Annotated in this window: 13 protein-coding genes; 1 reads left to right on the top strand and 12 read right to left on the bottom strand. The window is 70.0% G+C overall.

What is annotated here, in order from left to right:
* Nucleotides 1-362: 362 nt before the first annotated feature.
* The 3 genes from fusA to rpsL form a co-directional block, all read right to left on the bottom strand.
* Nucleotides 363-2,477, bottom strand: a complete 2,115-nt coding sequence (gene fusA, locus Q4D18_RS04430; protein WP_303126157.1) for an elongation factor G — start codon at nt 2,475-2,477, stop codon at nt 363-365.
* Nucleotides 2,478-2,602: 125 nt separating this feature from the next.
* The gene (rpsG, locus tag Q4D18_RS04425) at nt 2,603-3,073 is read right to left on the bottom strand and encodes a 30S ribosomal protein S7 (protein WP_002854788.1); all 471 of its coding nucleotides are present in this window, start codon (nt 3,071-3,073) and stop codon (nt 2,603-2,605) included.
* On the bottom strand, nt 3,073-3,447 hold the full coding sequence (rpsL, locus tag Q4D18_RS04420) for a 30S ribosomal protein S12 (RefSeq protein WP_224356570.1): 375 nt from the start codon (nt 3,445-3,447) through the stop codon (nt 3,073-3,075). The genes rpsG and rpsL overlap by 1 nt, the downstream gene beginning before the upstream one ends.
* A 253-nt stretch (nt 3,448-3,700) precedes the next feature.
* Between rpsL and Q4D18_RS04415 the strand changes: the two genes are divergently transcribed.
* A complete protein-coding gene (locus Q4D18_RS04415) occupies nt 3,701-4,888 on the top strand; it encodes a peptidoglycan bridge formation glycyltransferase FemA/FemB family protein (protein WP_303126155.1) in 1,188 nt (395 codons plus the stop codon).
* On the opposite strand, the gene Q4D18_RS04410 is transcribed toward Q4D18_RS04415, so the two are convergent.
* The 9 genes from Q4D18_RS04410 to secE form a co-directional block, all read right to left on the bottom strand.
* On the bottom strand, nt 4,863-8,786 hold the full coding sequence (locus Q4D18_RS04410; RefSeq protein WP_303126154.1) for a DNA-directed RNA polymerase subunit beta': 3,924 nt from the start codon (nt 8,784-8,786) through the stop codon (nt 4,863-4,865). The two genes, Q4D18_RS04415 and Q4D18_RS04410, sit on opposite strands and share 26 nt — an antisense overlap.
* Before the next feature lie 59 nt (nt 8,787-8,845).
* Nucleotides 8,846-12,352: a DNA-directed RNA polymerase subunit beta gene (rpoB, locus tag Q4D18_RS04405; protein WP_303126153.1), complete on the bottom strand. Its 3,507-nt coding sequence runs from the start codon at nt 12,350-12,352 to the stop codon at nt 8,846-8,848.
* A gap of 187 nt (nt 12,353-12,539) precedes the next feature.
* Nucleotides 12,540-13,724 carry an acyltransferase gene (locus Q4D18_RS04400; protein WP_303126152.1) on the bottom strand — a complete coding sequence of 395 codons (1,185 nt, stop codon included), beginning with the start codon at nt 13,722-13,724 and terminating at the stop codon, nt 12,540-12,542.
* A 102-nt stretch (nt 13,725-13,826) separates the two neighbouring features.
* A complete protein-coding gene (rplL, locus tag Q4D18_RS04395; protein WP_303126151.1) occupies nt 13,827-14,213 on the bottom strand; it encodes a 50S ribosomal protein L7/L12 in 387 nt (128 codons plus the stop codon).
* 60 nt (nt 14,214-14,273) lie between these two features.
* Nucleotides 14,274-14,795, bottom strand: a complete 522-nt coding sequence (gene rplJ, locus Q4D18_RS04390; RefSeq protein ID WP_303126150.1) for a 50S ribosomal protein L10 — start codon at nt 14,793-14,795, stop codon at nt 14,274-14,276.
* Between the two features lie 330 nt (nt 14,796-15,125).
* Nucleotides 15,126-15,833: a 50S ribosomal protein L1 gene (gene rplA / locus Q4D18_RS04385; RefSeq protein WP_303126149.1), complete on the bottom strand. Its 708-nt coding sequence runs from the start codon at nt 15,831-15,833 to the stop codon at nt 15,126-15,128.
* 78 nt (nt 15,834-15,911) lie between these two features.
* The gene (gene rplK / locus Q4D18_RS04380; protein WP_303126148.1) at nt 15,912-16,343 is read right to left on the bottom strand and encodes a 50S ribosomal protein L11; all 432 of its coding nucleotides are present in this window, start codon (nt 16,341-16,343) and stop codon (nt 15,912-15,914) included.
* A gap of 131 nt (nt 16,344-16,474) precedes the next feature.
* The gene (gene nusG, locus Q4D18_RS04375; protein WP_303126147.1) at nt 16,475-17,308 is read right to left on the bottom strand and encodes a transcription termination/antitermination protein NusG; all 834 of its coding nucleotides are present in this window, start codon (nt 17,306-17,308) and stop codon (nt 16,475-16,477) included.
* An 89-nt stretch (nt 17,309-17,397) separates the two neighbouring features.
* On the bottom strand, nt 17,398-17,649 hold the full coding sequence (secE, locus tag Q4D18_RS04370; RefSeq protein ID WP_303126161.1) for a preprotein translocase subunit SecE: 252 nt from the start codon (nt 17,647-17,649) through the stop codon (nt 17,398-17,400).
* Nucleotides 17,650-17,665: the final 16 nt, after the last annotated feature.

Raw genomic sequence — 17,665 nt, 5'->3', positions numbered from 1 at the left:
GTCTTGCCGTGGTCAACGTGGCCGATGGTGCCGATGTTGACGTGCGGCTTGGTCCGCTCGAACTTTGCCTTTGCCACAGGTTCCTCCTAAGAACTTGTTTCCTCGTCAAGAAGACTGCTCAGCCACGGGTGACGAGCTGACAACTCGGCGAGTCTACTGGGGTGATGCGGGGTTGGGGAAATCCGGCGAGTCGAGGACCGGTCCGGCTCCAGGCCGGCGGGGCCGCCGGAGCGGACCGGACCTGATGCGTCCCGTGCTCGGGCCGGCGCGCCGGGCGCCGGCCGAGCGCCCCGCGGGGCGGCCGCGCGCGGCGGCCGCTCCCGCGGCTCAGGTGGGTTACCTCAGGGCGGGAGAGCGTCAGCTCACTCGCCCTGGGACTTCTGGATGATCTCGTCGGCCACGTTCTTCGGGACCTCGGAGTAGGAGTGGAAGGTCATCGAGTAGACCGCGCGGCCCTGGGTGCGGGAGCGCAGGTCGCCGATGTAGCCGAACATCTCCGACAGCGGCACGAGGGCGTTGACCACCTTCACGCCGGTGGCGTCCTCCATCGACTGGATCTGGCCGCGGCGGGAGTTCAGGTCGCCGACGACGTCGCCCATGAACTCCTCGGGGGTGCGGACCTCCACGGCCATCAGCGGCTCGAGGATGACCGGGGACGCCTTCTTCACGCCCTCCTTGAACGCCTGCGAGCCGGCGATCTTGAACGCCATCTCGGAGGAGTCCACGTCGTGGTACGCGCCGTCGAGCAGCGTCGCCTTCACGCCCACCATGGGGTAGCCGGCGAGCACGCCGAACTGCATGGCGTCCTGGATTCCGGCGTCCACCGACGGGATGTACTCACGGGGCACGCGACCGCCGGTGACGGCGTTCTCGAACTCGTAGATCTCGCCGTCCGCAGTGTCCAGCGGCTCGAAGGAGAGCTGGACCTTGGCGAACTGGCCGGAGCCGCCGGTCTGCTTCTTGTGCGTGTAGTCGACCTTGTCGACCTTGCGCTTGATGGTCTCGCGGTAGGCGACCTGGGGCTTGCCCACGTTCGCCTCGACGCGGAACTCGCGGCGCATGCGGTCGACGAACACGTCGAGGTGCAGCTCGCCCATGCCGCCGATCTCGGTCTGGCCGGTCTCCTCGTTGAGGTTGACGCGGAACGTCGGGTCCTCGGCCACGAGCTTCTGGATAGCGGTGGAGAGCTTCTCCTGGTCGCCCTTCGACTTGGGCTCGATGGCCACGGAGATCACGGGCTCCGGGAAGGTCATCGACTCGAGGATGATCGGCTCGTTCGGGTTGCACAGCGTGTCGCCCGTGGTGGTGTCCTTGAGGCCGATCACGGCGTAGATGTGGCCCGCCACGACCTCCTCCACCGGGTTCTCCTTGTTGGCGTGCATCTGGAACAGCTTGCCGATGCGCTCCTTCTTGCCCTTGGTGGCGTTGAGGATCTGCGCGCCGGACTCCAGACGGCCGGAGTACACGCGGATGAAGGTCAGCGTGCCAAAGAACGGGTGCGAGGCGATCTTGAAGGCCAGCGCGGAGAACGGAGCGTCCTTGGAGGGCTCGCGCTCGAGCTCCTGCTCCTCGTCGCCCACGGCGTGGCCCTTGACGGCGCCGGCGTCCAGCGGGTTGGGCAGGTACGCCACGACGGCGTCGAGCATCGGCTGGACGCCGCGGTTCTTGAACGCGGAGCCGCAGAAGACCGGGTAGGCCTCGGCGTTCACGGTCAGGTGGCGCACGCCCGCGACGATCTCGTCCTCGGTGAGCTCCTCGCCCTCGAGGTACTTCTCCATGAGCTCCTCGGAGGTCTCCGCGACGGCCTCGATGAGCTCGGTGCGGTACTGCTCCGCCTTCTCCTTGAGCTCCTCGGGGATCTCACGGGTCTCGTACTCGGCGCCCATGGTCACGTCGCCCTTGGCGTCGCCCGGCCACACGAAGGCCTTCATGGTCAGCAGGTCGACGACGCCCACGAAGTCGTTCTCGGCGCCGATGGGCAGCTGCATCACGAGCGGCTTGGCGCCGAGGCGCTTCACGATCGTGTCCACGGTGAAGTAGAAGTCCGCGCCGAGCTTGTCCATCTTGTTGACGAAGCAGATGCGGGGGACGTTGTACTTGTCTGCCTGGCGCCACACGGTCTCCGACTGGGGCTCCACGCCCTCCTTGCCGTCGAACACGGCCACGGCGCCGTCCAGCACGCGCAGGGAGCGCTCCACCTCGACGGTGAAGTCCACGTGGCCGGGGGTGTCGATGATGTTGATCTGGTTGTTCTTCCAGAAGCAGGTCACCGCGGCGGAGGTGATGGTGATGCCGCGCTCCTTCTCCTGCTCCATCCAGTCGGTGGTCGACGCGCCGTCGTGGGTCTCGCCCAGCTTGTGGTTGACACCCGTGTAGAACAGGATGCGCTCGGTGGTGGTGGTCTTGCCGGCATCGATATGGGCCATGATGCCGATGTTGCGGACCTTGTTCAGGTCGGTCAGCACGTCCTGTGCCACGGTGTCTCCCTTGGTCGGAGTGGTCGTGTGGGGGTCTCGAGGGACGGAGGCGGGGGGCGCGCGCCCCGTGCGGGGCGCACGCCTGCGGCCCGGGCCGCGCTCTCACGCGGTCCGGGCCGACGGGATCACCAGCGGTAGTGGGCGAAGGCCTTGTTGGCCTCGGCCATCTTGTGGGTGTCCTCGCGGCGCTTCACGGCGCCGCCCAGGCCGTTCGAGGCGTCCAGGATCTCGTTCATCAGACGCTCGGTCATGGTCTTCTCGCGGCGAGCCTTCGAGAAGCCGACCAGCCAGCGCAGGGCGAGGGCCGTGGAGCGGCCCGGCTTGACCTCGACGGGCACCTGGTAGGTGGCGCCGCCGACGCGGCGGGAGCGGACCTCGAGGGCCGGCTTGATGTTGTCCATGGCCTTCTTGAGCGTGGCCACGGGATCGGCGCCGTTCTTGGCGCGGGCGCCCTCGAGCGCGCCGTACACGATGCGCTCGGCGGTGGACTTCTTGCCGTCGATCAGCACCTTGTTGATCAGCTGCGTGACCAGCGGGGAGCCGTAGACGGGGTCGACGACGAGGGGGCGCTTCGGAGCGGGACCCTTACGAGGCATTACTTCTTCTCCTTCTTGGCGCCGTAGCGGGAGCGGGCCTGGCCGCGGTTCTTCACGCCCTGAGTGTCCAGCGCGCCGCGCACGATCTTGTAGCGCACGCCCGGCAGGTCCTTCACACGACCGCCGCGGACGAGCACGATCGAGTGCTCCTGCAGGTTGTGGCCCTCGCCCGGGATGTACGCGGTGACCTCGACGCCGCCGTTGAGGCGGACGCGGGCGACCTTGCGCAACGCGGAGTTCGGCTTCTTCGGGGTCGTGGTGTACACACGGGTGCACACGCCACGACGCATGGGGTTGCCCTGCAGCGCAGGGGCCTTGGTCTTGACGACCTTCGGTGAGCGGCCCTTGCGGACCAGCTGCTGAATCGTAGGCACTCTTCAGCCTTCCTTGTCGTGATCGCTGACGGGGTGCGTCGGCCCGGAGCCGACGCTGCTCGTTCCTCGACTCTGCGGCGGCCGGCGGCCGACCCCCAGGGGGTGAAGGGCCGCAGGCGTGCAAAAGTGTGGCATCTGTCGCGCAACAACCCCGCGACCGGACCGGGTCCACTCTGCCACTTGGAAAAACAATCCCGCCCAGCGTACCACACGCCCCCAGTCCGCCTGGGGACCACGGCGTAGAGTGGGCGCCGTGACTGACACCTCCCCCGACGCCGCGACCCTGTCCGCCGACCGCCCCTCCGGGAGCGCCTCCCCCGTGACGGTCCGTCCGATCACGGAGGCCGAGCACGTCGAGGTCCTGCGCCGCCACCCGGGCGCCTCCTTCCTGCAGAACCCCGCGTGGGCGCGGGTCAAGACCGACTGGTCCGCCCAGTCGCTCGGCCTCGAGCAGGACGGTCGCCTCGTCGGCGCCGCGCTGGTGCTGGGCCGCCGCCTTCCCGTCCCCGCGCGCACGCCCGTGCTCGGCCGCGCCTTCCTCGCGTACATCGCCGAGGGCCCGGTGCTGGACGAGGGCGTCGACCTGGTCGCCGCCCTCTCCGCGCTCGTCGCCGAGCTGCACGGCCAGGGCGCGTTCCTGGTGCGCGCAGCCCCGCCCGGCGTCGTGCGCCGGTGGGACGCGGACACGGTCCGCAAGGCCCTGCCCGACCCGCAGCACCGGATGCTCACCGACCTGCCGGGCGAGGTGGACGAGGACGCCCTGGACGTCCAGCGTCGCCTGGCCGAGGCCGGCTGGCGGGCGCCCGAGGTGCTGCCGGGCTTCTCGGCCGGCCAGCCGATGTTCCAGGCCCGCATCCCCCTCGAGGGGCTCGACGCCGAGGGCGTGCTCGCCCGCATGAGCGGCTCCAGCCGCAAGCGCACGCGGCGCTCCCTGCGCAACGACCTGGACGTCGTCGTCGGCGGGCCCGAGCGCCTCGAGGAGTGGGAGGCCCTGCAGGACGAGACCGCCGAGCGGGACCGCTTCACCGGGCGTCCGAAGGAGTACTTCGCGCGTGTGATGGCCGAGCTCGGCGGCTCCGAGCTGGCCGACGTCACCCTCTACCTCGCCGAGTTCGAGGGCGACCCCGTGGCCGCCGCGTTCCACGTCCAGCAGGGCCACGTGTGCTGGCGGCCGTACTCCGCCTCCTCCCAGCGGGAGCGGAAGCGCGACGCCCCGCGTCTGCTGGAGTTCGAGCAGATCAAGGCGGGCATCGACCAGGGCTGCCACTGGCTGGACCTGGGCGGGGTCCCGGGGTCCGTGGACAGCGAGGACCGGATCACCGGCCTGACCGAGTTCAAGACCACGCAGGGGGCGGACATCGTCCAGACCCACGGCGAGTGGGACTTCCCCCTCCACAAGGCCCTGGCGCACGCCTTCACCCTGTACATGTCGCGCCGCTGACCGACGCCGACGCGCACACGCCCCGGCCGTAGTCGTCCAGGGAGACCGCGTGGAACTCCGCGTCCCCGAGCGGCTGGTCCAGGCCCGGGTAGTCGAAGTCGGCGAAGCCCACCGGGGAGGCGAACAGCGAGGCCTTGGCCTCCTCCGTCGGCTCCACGGCCGTCTGGGTGTAGCGGTCCAGGCCGGTGCCGGCCGGGATCAGCTTGCCGATGATCACGTTCTCCTTCAGGCCCAGCAGCGGGTCCGACTTGCCCTCCATGGCCGCCTGCGTCAGGACGCGGGTGGTCTCCTGGAAGGACGCCGCGGACAGCCACGAGTCGGTGGCGAGCGAGGCCTTGGTGATGCCCATGAGCTCGTCACGGCCCGAGGCCGGCTGCTTGCCCTCGGCCACGGCGGCGCGGTTGGCCGCCACGAACCGGGCGCGGTCAGTGAGCTCGCCCGGGAGCAGGTCGGTCTCGCCGGACTCGATCACGGTGATGCGGCGCAGCATCTGCCGGACGATGACCTCCACGTGCTTGTCGTGGATGCCCACGCCCTGCGACTGGTACACGTCCTGCACCTCCTCCACGAGGAAGCGCTGGGCGGCCCGCGGGCCGAGCACGCGCAGGACCTGCTTGGGATCCACGGCGCCGGCCACCAGCTGCGTGCCGACGGCCACGTGCTCCCCGTCCTGCACGAGCAGGCGGGCGCGGCGCAGCACCGGGTAGGCGATCTCCTCGGAGCCGTCGTCCGGCGTGAGGATCAGGCGGATCGAGGCGTCGGTGTCCTCGATCGTCACGCGGCCGGCGACCTCGGAGATCGGGGCCACGCCCTTGGGGGTGCGGGCCTCGAAGAGCTCCTGGATGCGGGGCAGACCCTGGGTGATGTCGTCCGCCGAGGCCACGCCGCCGGTGTGGAACGTGCGCATGGTGAGCTGGGTGCCCGGCTCGCCGATGGACTGGGCGGCGATGATGCCCACGGCCTCGCCGATGTCCACCAGCTGACCGGTGGCCATCGAGCGGCCGTAGCACTTGGCGCACGTGCCGACGGCGGAGTCGCAGGTGAGCACGGAGCGCACCTTGATCTCCGCGACGCCCGCGGCCACCAGCTCGCCGATCAGCACGTCGCCCACGTCCGCGCCGGCCGAGGCCAGCACGGTGCCGTCCTCGCCCGTGACGTCCTGGGCCAGCGTGCGGGCGAAGGCCGAGTTCTCGACCTGCTCGTGCGCCTGCAGCTCGCCGTCCGCGTTCGGCACGGCGATCGTCACGGACAGGCCGCGGCCGGTGCCGCAGTCCTCCTCGCGGACGATCACGTCCTGGGACACGTCCACGAGACGACGGGTCAGGTAGCCCGAGTTCGCCGTCTTGAGGGCGGTGTCCGCGAGGCCCTTGCGGGCGCCGTGGGTGGCGGAGAAGTACTCGAGCACCGACAAGCCCTCGCGGTACGAGGACTTGATCGGGCGCGGGATGATCTCGCCCTTCGGGTTGGCCACCAGGCCGCGGATGCCCGCGATCTGACGGACCTGCAGCCAGTTGCCTCGGGCGCCGGAGGACACCATGCGGTTGATGGTGTTGAGCTCGGAGAGCCCGTCCTTCATGGCCGCGGCGACCTCGTCGGTGGCCTTGTTCCAGATGTCGATCAGCTCGGAGCGGCGCTCGTCGTCGGCGATCAGGCCCTTGTCGTACTGGGCCTGGACGCGCTGCGCCTGCTCCTCGTAGCCCTGCATGATCGAGGCCTTGTCGAAGTCGGACGTGATGTCCGAGATCGCCACGGTCACGCCGGACCAGGTGCCCCAGTGGAAGCCCGCGTCCTTGAGGTTGTCGAGAGTCTGGGCGGTGACCACCATCGGGTAGCGCTCGGCGAGGTCGTTGACCAGCTGGCCGAGGGTGCCCTTCGTGGCCTGGCCGTCCAGCCAGGGGTAGTCCGCCGGCAGGAGCTCGTTGAAGAGCACCTTGCCGAGGGTGGTCCGGATCGGGGCGAGCATGCCCTCGGTCCACCCCTCCGGCGCCGGCACGGCCTCCGAGGGCACGAAGCCCTCGACGCCGATGGTCACCGGCGCGTTCAGGTGCAGCTCGCCGGCGTCGAACGCCATGATCGCCTCGGCCACGGTGGCGTACGCGGTGCCCGCGCCCGCCTCGTCCTCGCGCACGGTGGTGAGGTGGTTCAGGCCGATGATCATGTCCTGGGCCGGCACGGCGACCGCGCGGCCGTCCGAGGGCTTGAGGATGTTGTGGCTCGAGAGCATGAGCAGACGGGCCTCGGCCTGCGCCTCCGGGGAGAGCGGCAGGTGCACGGCCATCTGGTCGCCGTCGAAGTCCGCGTTGAACGCCGAGCAGACGAGTGGGTGCAGCTGCAGGGCCTTGCCCTCCACGAGCTGGGGCTCGAACGCCTGGATGCCGAGGCGGTGCAGCGTGGGGGCGCGGTTCAGCAGCACGGGGTGCTCGGAGATGACCTCCTCGAGCACGTCCCACACCTGCGGGCGGAAGCGCTCCACCATGCGCTTGGCGGACTTCACGTTCTGCGCGTGGTTGAGGTCCACCAGGCGCTTCATCACGAACGGCTTGAACAGCTCGAGCGCCATCTGCTTGGGCAGGCCGCACTGGTGCAGCTTGAGCTGCGGGCCCACCACGATCACGGAGCGGCCGGAGTAGTCGACGCGCTTGCCGAGCAGGTTCTGGCGGAAGCGGCCCTGCTTGCCCTTGAGCATGTCGGACAGCGACTTCAGCGGACGGTTGCCCGGGCCGGTGACCGGCCGGCCGCGACGGCCGTTGTCGAACAGCGAGTCCACGGCCTCCTGGAGCATGCGCTTCTCGTTGTTGACGATGATCTCGGGCGCGCCGAGGTCGAGCAGCCGCTTCAGGCGGTTGTTGCGGTTGATCACGCGGCGGTACAGGTCGTTGAGGTCGGAGGTCGCGAAGCGGCCGCCGTCCAGCTGCACCATCGGACGCAGCTCCGGCGGGATCACCGGGACGGCGTCCAGCACCATGCCCTCGGGCGAGTTCACGGTCGTGAGGAACGCGTTGACGACCTTCAGGCGCTTCAGGGCGCGGGTCTTGCGCTGGCCCTTGCCCGTCTTGATGGTCTCGCGCAGCATCTCGGCCTCGCCCACGAGGTCGAAGGTCTGGAGACGACGCTGGATCGCCTCCGCGCCCATCGAGCCCTCGAAGTAGGCGCCGAACTTGTCGCGCATGGCGCGGTACAGGCCCTCGTCGCCCTCGAGGTCGGCGACCTTGAGGTTCTTGAAGCGGTCCCAGACCTGCTCCTTGCGGTCCAGCTCCGCGTCCGCGCGCTTGCGGATCTGCGCCATGGTCTTGTCCGCGGCGTCGCGGGCCTTCTTCTTCTCCGCGGCCTTCGCGCCCTCGGCCTCGAGCTTGGCGAGGTCCTTCTCGAGGTCCGCGGCGACGGCGGCGATGTCGGCGTCGCGCTGGTCGGCCAGGACACGGGTCTCCTGGTCGTGCTCGGCCTGCAGGTTCGGCAGGTCGCGGTGGCGCGCCTCGTCGTCGACCGACGTGATCATGTACGCCGCGAAGTAGATGACCTTCTCGAGGTCCTTCGGGGCGAGGTCCAGCAGGTACCCCAGGCGCGAGGGGACGCCCTTGAAGTACCAGATGTGGGTGACGGGCGCGGCCAGCTCGATGTGGCCCATGCGGTCGCGGCGCACCTTCGAGCGGGTCACCTCGACCCCGCAGCGCTCGCAGATGATGCCCTTGAAGCGCACGCGCTTGTACTTGCCGCACGCGCACTCCCAGTCGCGGGTCGGGCCGAAGATCTTCTCGCAGAAGAGCCCGTCCTTCTCCGGCTTCAGGGTGCGGTAGTTGATCGTCTCGGGCTTCTTGACCTCGCCGTACGACCAGCGACGGATGTCGTCCGCCGTGGCCAGGCCGATGCGCATCAGGCCGAAAGAGTTGTCAGTGGTCATGCTCCGGTGAACTCCTTGGTTCCGTGGTTCTCAGAGGACGTCTGTGGGAGGGGGGAGGATCAGACCTCTTCGACCGAGCTCGGCTCGGCGTGGGACAGGTCGATGCCCAGCTCCTCGGCTGCGCGGTACGACTCGTCCTCCGCGTCGCGCATCTCGATGGTCTGGCCGTCGGCGGAGAGGACCTCCACGTTCAGGCACAGGGACTGCATCTCCTTGATGAGCACCTTGAAGGACTCCGGAACGCCCGGCTCGGGGATGTTCTCGCCCTTCACGATCGCCTCGTACACCTTCACGCGGCCGTGGATGTCGTCCGACTTGATGGTCAGCAGCTCCTGGAGGGTGAACGCGGCGCCGTACGCCTCGAGCGCCCACACCTCCATCTCGCCGAAGCGCTGGCCGCCGAACTGGGCCTTACCGCCCAGCGGCTGCTGCGTGATCATCGAGTACGGGCCCGTGGAGCGCGCGTGGATCTTGTCGTCGACCAGGTGGTGCAGCTTGAGCATGTACATGTAGCCCACGGACACCGGGTCCGGGAACGGCTCGCCGGAGCGGCCGTCGAACAGCTGCGCCTTGCCGGTGGTGCCCATGAGGCGGTCGCCGTCGCGGGTCACGTTCACGTGGCCCAGCAGGCCCGTGATCTCGTGCGCCTCGGCGCCGTCGAACACCGGGGTGGCCACGTTGACCGGACCGGACTGCCGCGGGAAGTTGGGCAGGTCCTTGATCCACTCCGGCTCGCCCTGGATGTCCCAGCCGCGGGAGGCGGCCCAGCCGAGGTGGATCTCCATGACCTGGCCGAGGTTCATGCGGCCGGGCACGCCGAGCGGGTTGAGCACGACGTCGACCGGGGTGCCGTCCGCCAGGAACGGCATGTCCTCGAGCGGCAGGATCTTGGAGATGACGCCCTTGTTGCCGTGGCGGCCGGCCATCTTGTCGCCGTCGGTGATCTTGCGCTTCTGGGCGACGTACACGCGCACGAGCTGGTTGACGCCCGGGGGCAGGTCGTCGTCCTCGTCACGGTCGAAGATGCGCACGCCGATCACGGTGCCGGACTCGCCGTGGGGCACCTTCAGGGAGGTGTCGCGCACCTCGCGGGACTTCTCACCGAAGATGGCGCGCAGCAGGCGCTCCTCCGGGGTCAGCTCGGTCTCGCCCTTCGGGGTGACGCGGCCGACCAGGATGTCGCCGGCCTCCACCTCGGCGCCGATGTGGATGATGCCGCGCTCGTCGAGCTGGGACAGCACCTCCTCGGACACGTTGGGGATGTCCCGGGTGATCTCCTCGGCGCCCAGCTTGGTGTCGCGGGCGTCGACCTCGTGCTCCTCGATGTGGATCGAGGTGAGGACGTCCTCCGAGACCATGCGCTGGGACAGGATGATCGCGTCCTCGTAGTTCAGGCCCTCCCAGGGCATGAACGCGACGAGGAGGTTCTTGCCGAGGGCGAGCTCGCCCTGGTCCGTGGCCGGGCCGTCGGCGATGATCGACAGGCGCTCCACGCGGTCGCCCTCGGCGACGCGCACGCGCTGGTTGTACGCGTTGCCCTGGTTGGAGCGGGAGAACTTCATGATCGGGTAGTGCGTGGTGGTGCCGTCGTCGTTCATGACGGTCACCAGGTCCGCGGCCACCTCGGTCACGACGCCGGGCTCGGTCGCGGTGACGGAGTCGCCCGCGTCCACGGCCACGTACTTCTCCATGCCGGTGCCCACGTAGGGGGCCTCGGACTGCAGGAGCGGCACGGCCTGGCGCTGCATGTTCGCGCCCATGAGCGCGCGGTTGGCGTCGTCGTGCTCGAGGAACGGGATCAGGGCGGTCGCGGCCGACACCATCTGGCGCGGGGACACGTCCATGTAGTCGATGTCCTCCACGGTGGAGAGCACGGGCTCGCCGCCGCCGCCGCGCTGGCGGCAGAGCACGAGCTCCTCGACGAAGCGGCCGTCCTCGTCCACGGGCGCGTTGGCCTGGGCGATCTGGAAGCCCAGCTCGTCGTCGGCGGTGAGGTAGTCGACGTCGTCGGTCACGCGGCCGTCCACCACGCGGCGGTACGGGGTCTCGATGAAGCCGAACGGGTTGATCCGCCCGAAGGTGGCCAGCGAGCCGATCAGGCCGATGTTGGGGCCTTCCGGGGTCTCGATGGGGCACATGCGGCCGTAGTGCGAGGGGTGGACGTCGCGGACCTCCATGCCGGCGCGGTCGCGGGACAGGCCGCCCGGGCCGAGCGCGGACAGGCGGCGCTTGTGCGTCAGGCCGGCCAGCGGGTTGTTCTGGTCCATGAACTGGGACAGCTGGGAGGTCCCGAAGAACTCCTTGATCGCCGCCACCACGGGGCGGATGTTGATCAGGGTCTGCGGGGTGATCGCCTCGACGTCCTGCGTGGTCATGCGCTCGCGCACGACGCGCTCCATGCGGGACAGGCCGGTGCGGATCTGGTTCTCGATCAGCTCGCCCACGGCGCGGATGCGGCGGTTGCCGAAGTGGTCGATGTCGTCGACCTCGACGCGCACGTCCACCGGCTCGCCGTCGCGGGTGCCCTTGATGCTGGTCTCACCGGCGTGCAGCGCGGCGATGAAGTGCACCATCTGGACGAGGTCGTCCTCGGTCAGCACGGAGGCGTTCGGGTCGCCCAGGTGCACGTCCACGCCCAGCTTGCGGTTGAGCTTGTAGCGGCCCACCTTGGCGAGGTCGTAGCGCTTGGGCGTGAAGTACAGGTTGTTCAGCAGGTTCTGGGCCGCGTCGACGGCGGCGGGCTCGCCCGGGCGCAGCTTGCGGTAGATGTCCAGCAGCGCCTCGTTCTGGTCGGCGGTGCCGTCCTTCTCGAGGGTGGCGCGAATGGAGTCGTAGTGGCCGAACTCCTCGAGGATGCGGGACTCGGTCCAGCCGAGGGCCTTGAGCAGCACGGTCACCGGCTGCTTGCGCTTGCGGTCGAGGCGGACGCCGACCTGGTCGCGCTTGTCCACCTCGAGCTCGAACCAGGCGCCGCGGGAGGGGATGATCTTCGCGGAGAAGATCTCCTTGTCCGAGGTCTTGTCCGGGGTGCGCTCGAAGTAGGCGCCCGGGGAGCGGACCAGCTGGGAGACGACGACGCGCTCGGTGCCGTTGATGATGAAGGTGCCGTTGCGCGTCATGAGCGGGAAGTCGCCCATGAACACGGTCTGCTGCTTGATCTCGCCGGTCGTGTTGTTCATGAACTCGGCCTTGACGTACAGCGGGGCGGAGTAGGTCGCGTCGCGGTCCTTGCACTCCTCCTCCGTCATCTTCGCGTCGGCGAACTCCGGGTCCGAGAAGGACAGGGACATCGTGCCCTGGAAGTCCTCGATCGGGGAGATCTCCTCGAAGATGTCCGTGAGGCCGGACGTGACCGAGACCGAGTGGTCGTCGGCGGCCACGGCGGCGTCCACGCGCGCCATCCAGCGCTCGTTGCCGATCAGGCGGTCGAAGGACTCCGTCTGCAGCGCCAGCAGATCCGGCACGTCGAGCGGCTCGTGGATCTTGGCGAAGGTGATGCGCCCGGCGGAGGCGGCGGAGCGGGGGGAGACGGCAGCGGTTTCGTTGGAGGTGCTCGAGGCGACCACGTAGGATCCTTCCACAGGACTGCAGGGTTCCGGTCAGCCTCCCCCGCTGCATGGGCATGGGACCGGGCCCACCGCTATATGAAGGCCGCGCGATCCCTCCCGCAGCACCCGTTTCCGGGCACGCTGGGACAGGGGAGGTGCAAAGAGTCATCCTAACCCGGGCCTCAGCCTGTGTCCACCGGCCCCGTCAGGCGGGGCGGACCGCGGCGTCCGGGCCCCCGGGCCGCGCCGGCTCCTCCCCCAGTCCGGGCACCCGTTCGAACAGGCGCGTGGCGCCGTCGCGCAGGCGCGGCCCCAGCGGGCGCTCCACCCACCGGTGCACCACCCATGACCACCCGAGCACCACCACGAGCGCCACCGCCAGGGTGGGCCGGGGTCCGAGCACGGGCGTCAGCCGTCCGATGAGCCACCAGCCCCACAGCTGGTGGTGGAGGTACAGGGGGTAGGTCAGGGCGCCGGCCGTGGCCGCGCCGGGCACCCGCCATCCGGCCGCCGGGCCCACGGTGGCGAACGCCACCCAGGCCACCATCGCCGTCACCACGCCGGCCACCGCCCACGTGGGCACCGCCAGGCCCGTGGTGCCGAGGGTCTCCCGCACCTGGATCCGCGTGCTCCAGCCGACGGCCAGCGCGGCGGTCACGGCCACCGTGGCCCACCGCGCCGGAGTGCCCCCGTGCCGATGGACCAGGAACAGCGCGATGCCGACGGCGAACAGCGCCGAGTACTCCGGGAAGAGCCAGGTCGAGACGGCCGTCGCCGCCTGGGCATGCCCCCGGGCCGCCCACCAGAGCGCGGTGCCGAGGACGGGCCAGAGGACGGCGAAGGCGAGCAGCCGGTCGGGCGTGGTCCACCCCAGCAGCAGCAGCACGAGGACCGTGGCGTAGAACTTCACCTCGATCCAGAGGGTCCAGTAGACCCCGTCCAGGTGGGGCTGCCCTCCCCCGAGTCCACCCTGGAGCATCGTGAGGTTGGTGAGGATCTGCACGGGGCTGCGCCCCTCCCCCGCCTCGGGCCAGATCACGAACAGGAGGAGGCCCGCCAGCAGCACCGCGACCCAGTACGCGGGGTAGAGGCGGCCCACGCGGGAGCCGAGGTAGCGGGCGGGGCTGCGTCCCAGCGCCGAGAGCAGGATGACGAGCCCGGACACCATGAAGAACAGCTGGACGCCCAGGGAGCCGAGGCTCGACAGCCGGCCGAGCACCGGCCACACCTCCAGGGCTACCGTGTCCCCGCCGCCCCACTCCCGGTGGTGCCAGGCGGTCCAGTGGTACAGCATCACGGCCAGGGCCGCCGCCAGCCGGGTGGCGTCGAGGGCCTGCAGGCGGCCGGCGGAGCGCGGCGAGGCGGAGGGGAGGCGCTCGGCGGAGGACATCACGGACCTTCCTGGCTGGGGGCGGGCGGACGTGCCACGACCCCCGTGCCGCCGAGGCGGGACGGGGGTCGTGGACGAAGGGTGCGGCTCAGGCCGCGCGCATCACTTCAGGGTGATGGTCGCGCCGGCGCCCTCGAGCTGCTCCTTGGCCTTCTCGGCGGTCTCCTTGTTGACGCCCTCGAGGACCGGCTTGGGGGCGCCGTCGACGAGGTCCTTGGCCTCCTTCAGACCGAGGGAGGTCAGGGCGCGCACCTCCTTGATGACGCCGATCTTCTTGTCGCCAGCGGCCTCGAGGATGACGTCGAACTCGTCCTTCTCCTCGGCGGCCTCGGCAGCACCGCCGGCGGGGGCGCCGGCAGCGGCCATCGCCACGGGGGCGGCGGCGGTGACGTCGAACTTCTCCTCGAACGCCTTGATGAACTCGGACAGCTCGATGAGGGTCAGCTCCTCGAACGCGGCGAGCAGCTCTTCGGTGGTCAGCTTGGCCATGATGGCTCCTTTACGTGTCGTACGTGGGTGAGTGGTGGGCCGGGCAGCCCGGTAGCTGCGTCAGGCAGCCTGGTCCTGCTGGGCCCGGAGGGCCTCGACCGTGCGGGCGGTCTTGGACAGCGGGGCCTGGAACAGGGCGGCGGCCTTGGACATGCTGCCCTTCATCGCGCCGGCGAACTTGGCCAGCAGCACCTCGCGGGACTCGAGGTCCGCGAGCTGCTTGATGCCGGCCTCGTCCAGGGGCTGGCCATCCATGTAGCCGCCCTTGAGCACGAGCTTGTCGTGGTCCTTGGCGAAGTCACGCAGCGCCTTCGCGACGCTGACCGGGTCACCGGTCACGAACGCGATCGCGGTGGGACCGGCGAGGTGGGCCTCGAGGCCCTCCACGCCGGCGTCCTTCGCGGCGATCTCGGCGAGCGTGTTCTTCGCCACAGCGTAGGTCGCATCCTGACGGAGGGAGTCACGGAGCTGCTTGAGCTCGGACACCGTCAGGCCACGGTATTCCGTCAGAACAGCGGCGCTCGAGCTGCGGAACAGGTCCGCCAGCTCGGCCACCGCCGACTCCTTCGCGGACGTCGCCATGGCACTCCTCTCGGTGGTTCGGGGGGACCGCCCGACCCACGGGAAAGAGAAACGCCCCGTGCAGGTGCACGGGGCGCGACATGACATGGCCGTCCAGAGGAGGTCGGCCGCATGGGGGCTCAGCATCACCTGCGCGGGCCGCCTCCGTCGGGAGGGCCTTCGGCGATGGTCCGGGCCCGAGGGCATGGATCACCGCGACCGGCGGTCTTCGGTCCGCCCAGCATACCCTCCCCCCGGCTGCTCCCGCAACCGCGACGACGGCCGGCCCCTCCCGTGCGGGAGGCGACCGGCCGTCGTCGACGGTCAGGCGACCGCGGGCTCAGACGGGGCTCAGGCCTCGTCGCCCTTGGGGGCCACGGCGTTGGGGTCCATGGAGACGCCCGGGCCGAAGGTGGTGGCCACGGTGGCCTTGGAGATGTAGCGGCCCTTGGAGGAGGCAGGCTTCAGACGAAGCACCTCCTCCAGCGCGGCGGCGTAGTTCTCGATCAGCTGCTTGGCCTCGAAGGAGGTCTTGCCGATGATGAAGTGCAGGTTGGAGTGCTTGTCGACGCGGAAGTCGATCTTGCCGCCCTTGATGTCGGCCACGGCCTTGGCCACGTCCGGGGTCACGGTACCGGTCTTGGGGTTCGGCATCAGGTTGCGGGGGCCGAGCACCTTGCCCAGCCGGCCGACCTTGCCCATGAGCTCCGGGGAGGCCACGGCGGCGTCGAAGTCCACCCAGCCCTCCGAGATCTTCGCGATCAGGTCGTCGTCGCCCACCACGTCGGCGCCGGCCGCGCGGGCGGCCTCGGCGCGCTCACCGGTGGCGAACACGACCACGCGGGCGGTCTTGCCGGTGCCGTGGGGCAGGCTCACGGAGCCGCGCACCATCTGGTCGGCCTTGCGGGGGTCGACCGACAGGCGGAGGGCGACCTCCACGGTGGCGTCGGTCTTCGAGGGGTTGGTCTCCTTGGCGAGGGTGATCGCCTCGGACGGGGAGTACAGCGTGTCCCCGATCGCGGCCTTGGCCGCCTTGTATGCCTTGCTGCGCTGTGCCATCTGCTCTGTTCTCCTTGTGCAGTCGTGGTCTCTCGGGCCGCGCTCGGCCCTGCCACTGGAAGGGGGTGGGGGTGGGCGTCAGCCCTCGACGGTGATGCCCATGGAGCGGGCGGTGCCGGCGATGATCTTCGCAGCGGCCTTCACGTCGTTGGCGTTCAGGTCCTCCATCTTGGACTGCGCGATCTCCTCGCACTGGGCCTGGGTCAGGGAGCCGACCTTGGCGGTGTGCGGGGTGGCGGAGCCCTTCTGGACGCCGGCGGCCTTCTTGATGAGCTCGACGGCCGGCGGGGTCTTGGTGATGAACGTGAACGAGCGGTCCTCGTACACGGTGATCTCGACCGGGATCACGTTGCCGCGCTGCGACTCGGTGGCGGCGTTGTAGGCCTTGCAGAACTCCATGATGTTCACGCCGTGCTGGCCGAGGGCCGGGCCGATGGGCGGGGCCGGGTTGGCCGCGCCGGCCTGGATCTGAAGCTTGATCAGACCGGCGACCTTCTTCTTGGGAGCCATGGGTGGATCCTTCTCTCACTGGGGGACCCGCGGCGCAGGAGCGCACCGGGGGCGGTGGCCGCCGTGGCGCGGCGGCCGGGACCGCTCCCCTGCCGGCAGGCGGCCGGCGGGAGGCGGAAGACTGGGCGTCCTCAGATGACCTTGGTCACCTGGTTGAAGGACAGGGTCACGGGGGTCTCGCGCTCGAAGATCGAGACGAGCACCACCAGCTGCTGGGCCTCCGGCTTGATCTCGGAGATCGTGGCGGGGAGCGTCTCGAACGGGCCGTCGTTGACCGTGACGGACTCGCCGACCTCGAAGTCCACGTGGATGGCCGGGGCGGACGCCGCACCGGACTCGGCGGTGGCCTGCGGGGCCAGACCGGCCTTCTCCGCCTCGCGGGCGGCCTGCTGGATCACGGACGGGGCGAGCATGTCGTAGACCTCGTCGAGCGTGAGCGGCTGCGGGTGGTGGGCGTCGTTGCCCACGAAGCCGGTGACGCCGGAGGTGTGGCGCACGACGCCCCACGAGGCGTCGTCGAGGTCCATGCGCACGAGCACGTAGCCGGGGATGCGGACGCGGCTGACGATCTTGCGCGTGGTGTTCTTGATCTCCACGACCTCCTCCATGGGGACCTCGATCTCGTAGATCGCGTCCTCCATGTCCTGGGTCTGGATGCGGGCCTCGAGGTTGGTCTTCACGCGCTTCTCGTAGCCGGCGTAGGTGTGGACCACGTACCAGTCGCCGGGCTGGCGGCGCAGACGGGTGCGCAGCTCCTCGCCGGCGTCGACGGCGGCGGCCTCCTCAGCGGCCGGGGCGTCCTCGTCCTGCACGGCGTCGGCGAGGGCCTCCTCGAGGCGCTCCTCCGCGTCCTCGGCCGTCACGGCCTCGGTGTGACCCTCGGCGATGGCGAGGTCGGCCTCCTGCACGGTGGTGGTGTCAGCCGACTCCTCGACGTCCTGACGATCCAGTTCCTGCTCGGACACGACTTCCTGCTTTCTGCTGACGGGGTGCGGACGGCCCGGGGCGGGCCGATGGGGACGTGCGGCGCCGCCGCTCCCGCCGGCCGGGCCGCTCAGGCCGGACCCGCGCCGAACAGCAGGCCGGCGAGGGTGCCGAACACCCAGTCCAGACCCATGACCAGGAGGATCATGACGGTCACGAAGGCGAGTACGACGCCGGTCATGCGGATCAGCTCCTCGCTGGTGGGCGTGACCACCTTGCGGAGCTCGTCGATCACCTGGCGCAGGAACAGCACGATCCGACCGAACGGTCCACGCCGCTGGGACTCGGGCTCAGGAGTCGAGCTCCCGTGGCTCGCCGCCATCTCAGTCACGTGGCCT

The organism is Micrococcus sp., from assembly GCF_030523875.1.
Taxonomy (GTDB): Bacteria; Actinomycetota; Actinomycetes; order Actinomycetales; family Micrococcaceae; genus Micrococcus.
Note: the sequence above shows the minus strand (reverse complement) of the source record. Positions and strands in the feature narration are given on the sequence as shown.

Coding starts and splice junctions, on each gene's coding strand:
- rpsG (WP_002854788.1), bottom strand. CDS start 3,073: ATGCCTCGTAAGGGTCCCGCTCCGAAGCGCCCCCTCGTCGTCGACCCC.
- Q4D18_RS04410 (WP_303126154.1), bottom strand. CDS start 8,786: ATGACCACTGACAACTCTTTCGGCCTGATGCGCATCGGCCTGGCCACG.
- Q4D18_RS04400 (WP_303126152.1), bottom strand. CDS start 13,724: ATGTCCTCCGCCGAGCGCCTCCCCTCCGCCTCGCCGCGCTCCGCCGGC.
- rplL (WP_303126151.1), bottom strand. CDS start 14,213: ATGGCCAAGCTGACCACCGAAGAGCTGCTCGCCGCGTTCGAGGAGCTG.
- rplJ (WP_303126150.1), bottom strand. CDS start 14,795: ATGGCGACGTCCGCGAAGGAGTCGGCGGTGGCCGAGCTGGCGGACCTG.
- rplA (WP_303126149.1), bottom strand. CDS start 15,833: ATGGCACAGCGCAGCAAGGCATACAAGGCGGCCAAGGCCGCGATCGGG.
- rplK (WP_303126148.1), bottom strand. CDS start 16,343: ATGGCTCCCAAGAAGAAGGTCGCCGGTCTGATCAAGCTTCAGATCCAG.
- secE (WP_303126161.1), bottom strand. CDS start 17,649: ATGGCGGCGAGCCACGGGAGCTCGACTCCTGAGCCCGAGTCCCAGCGG.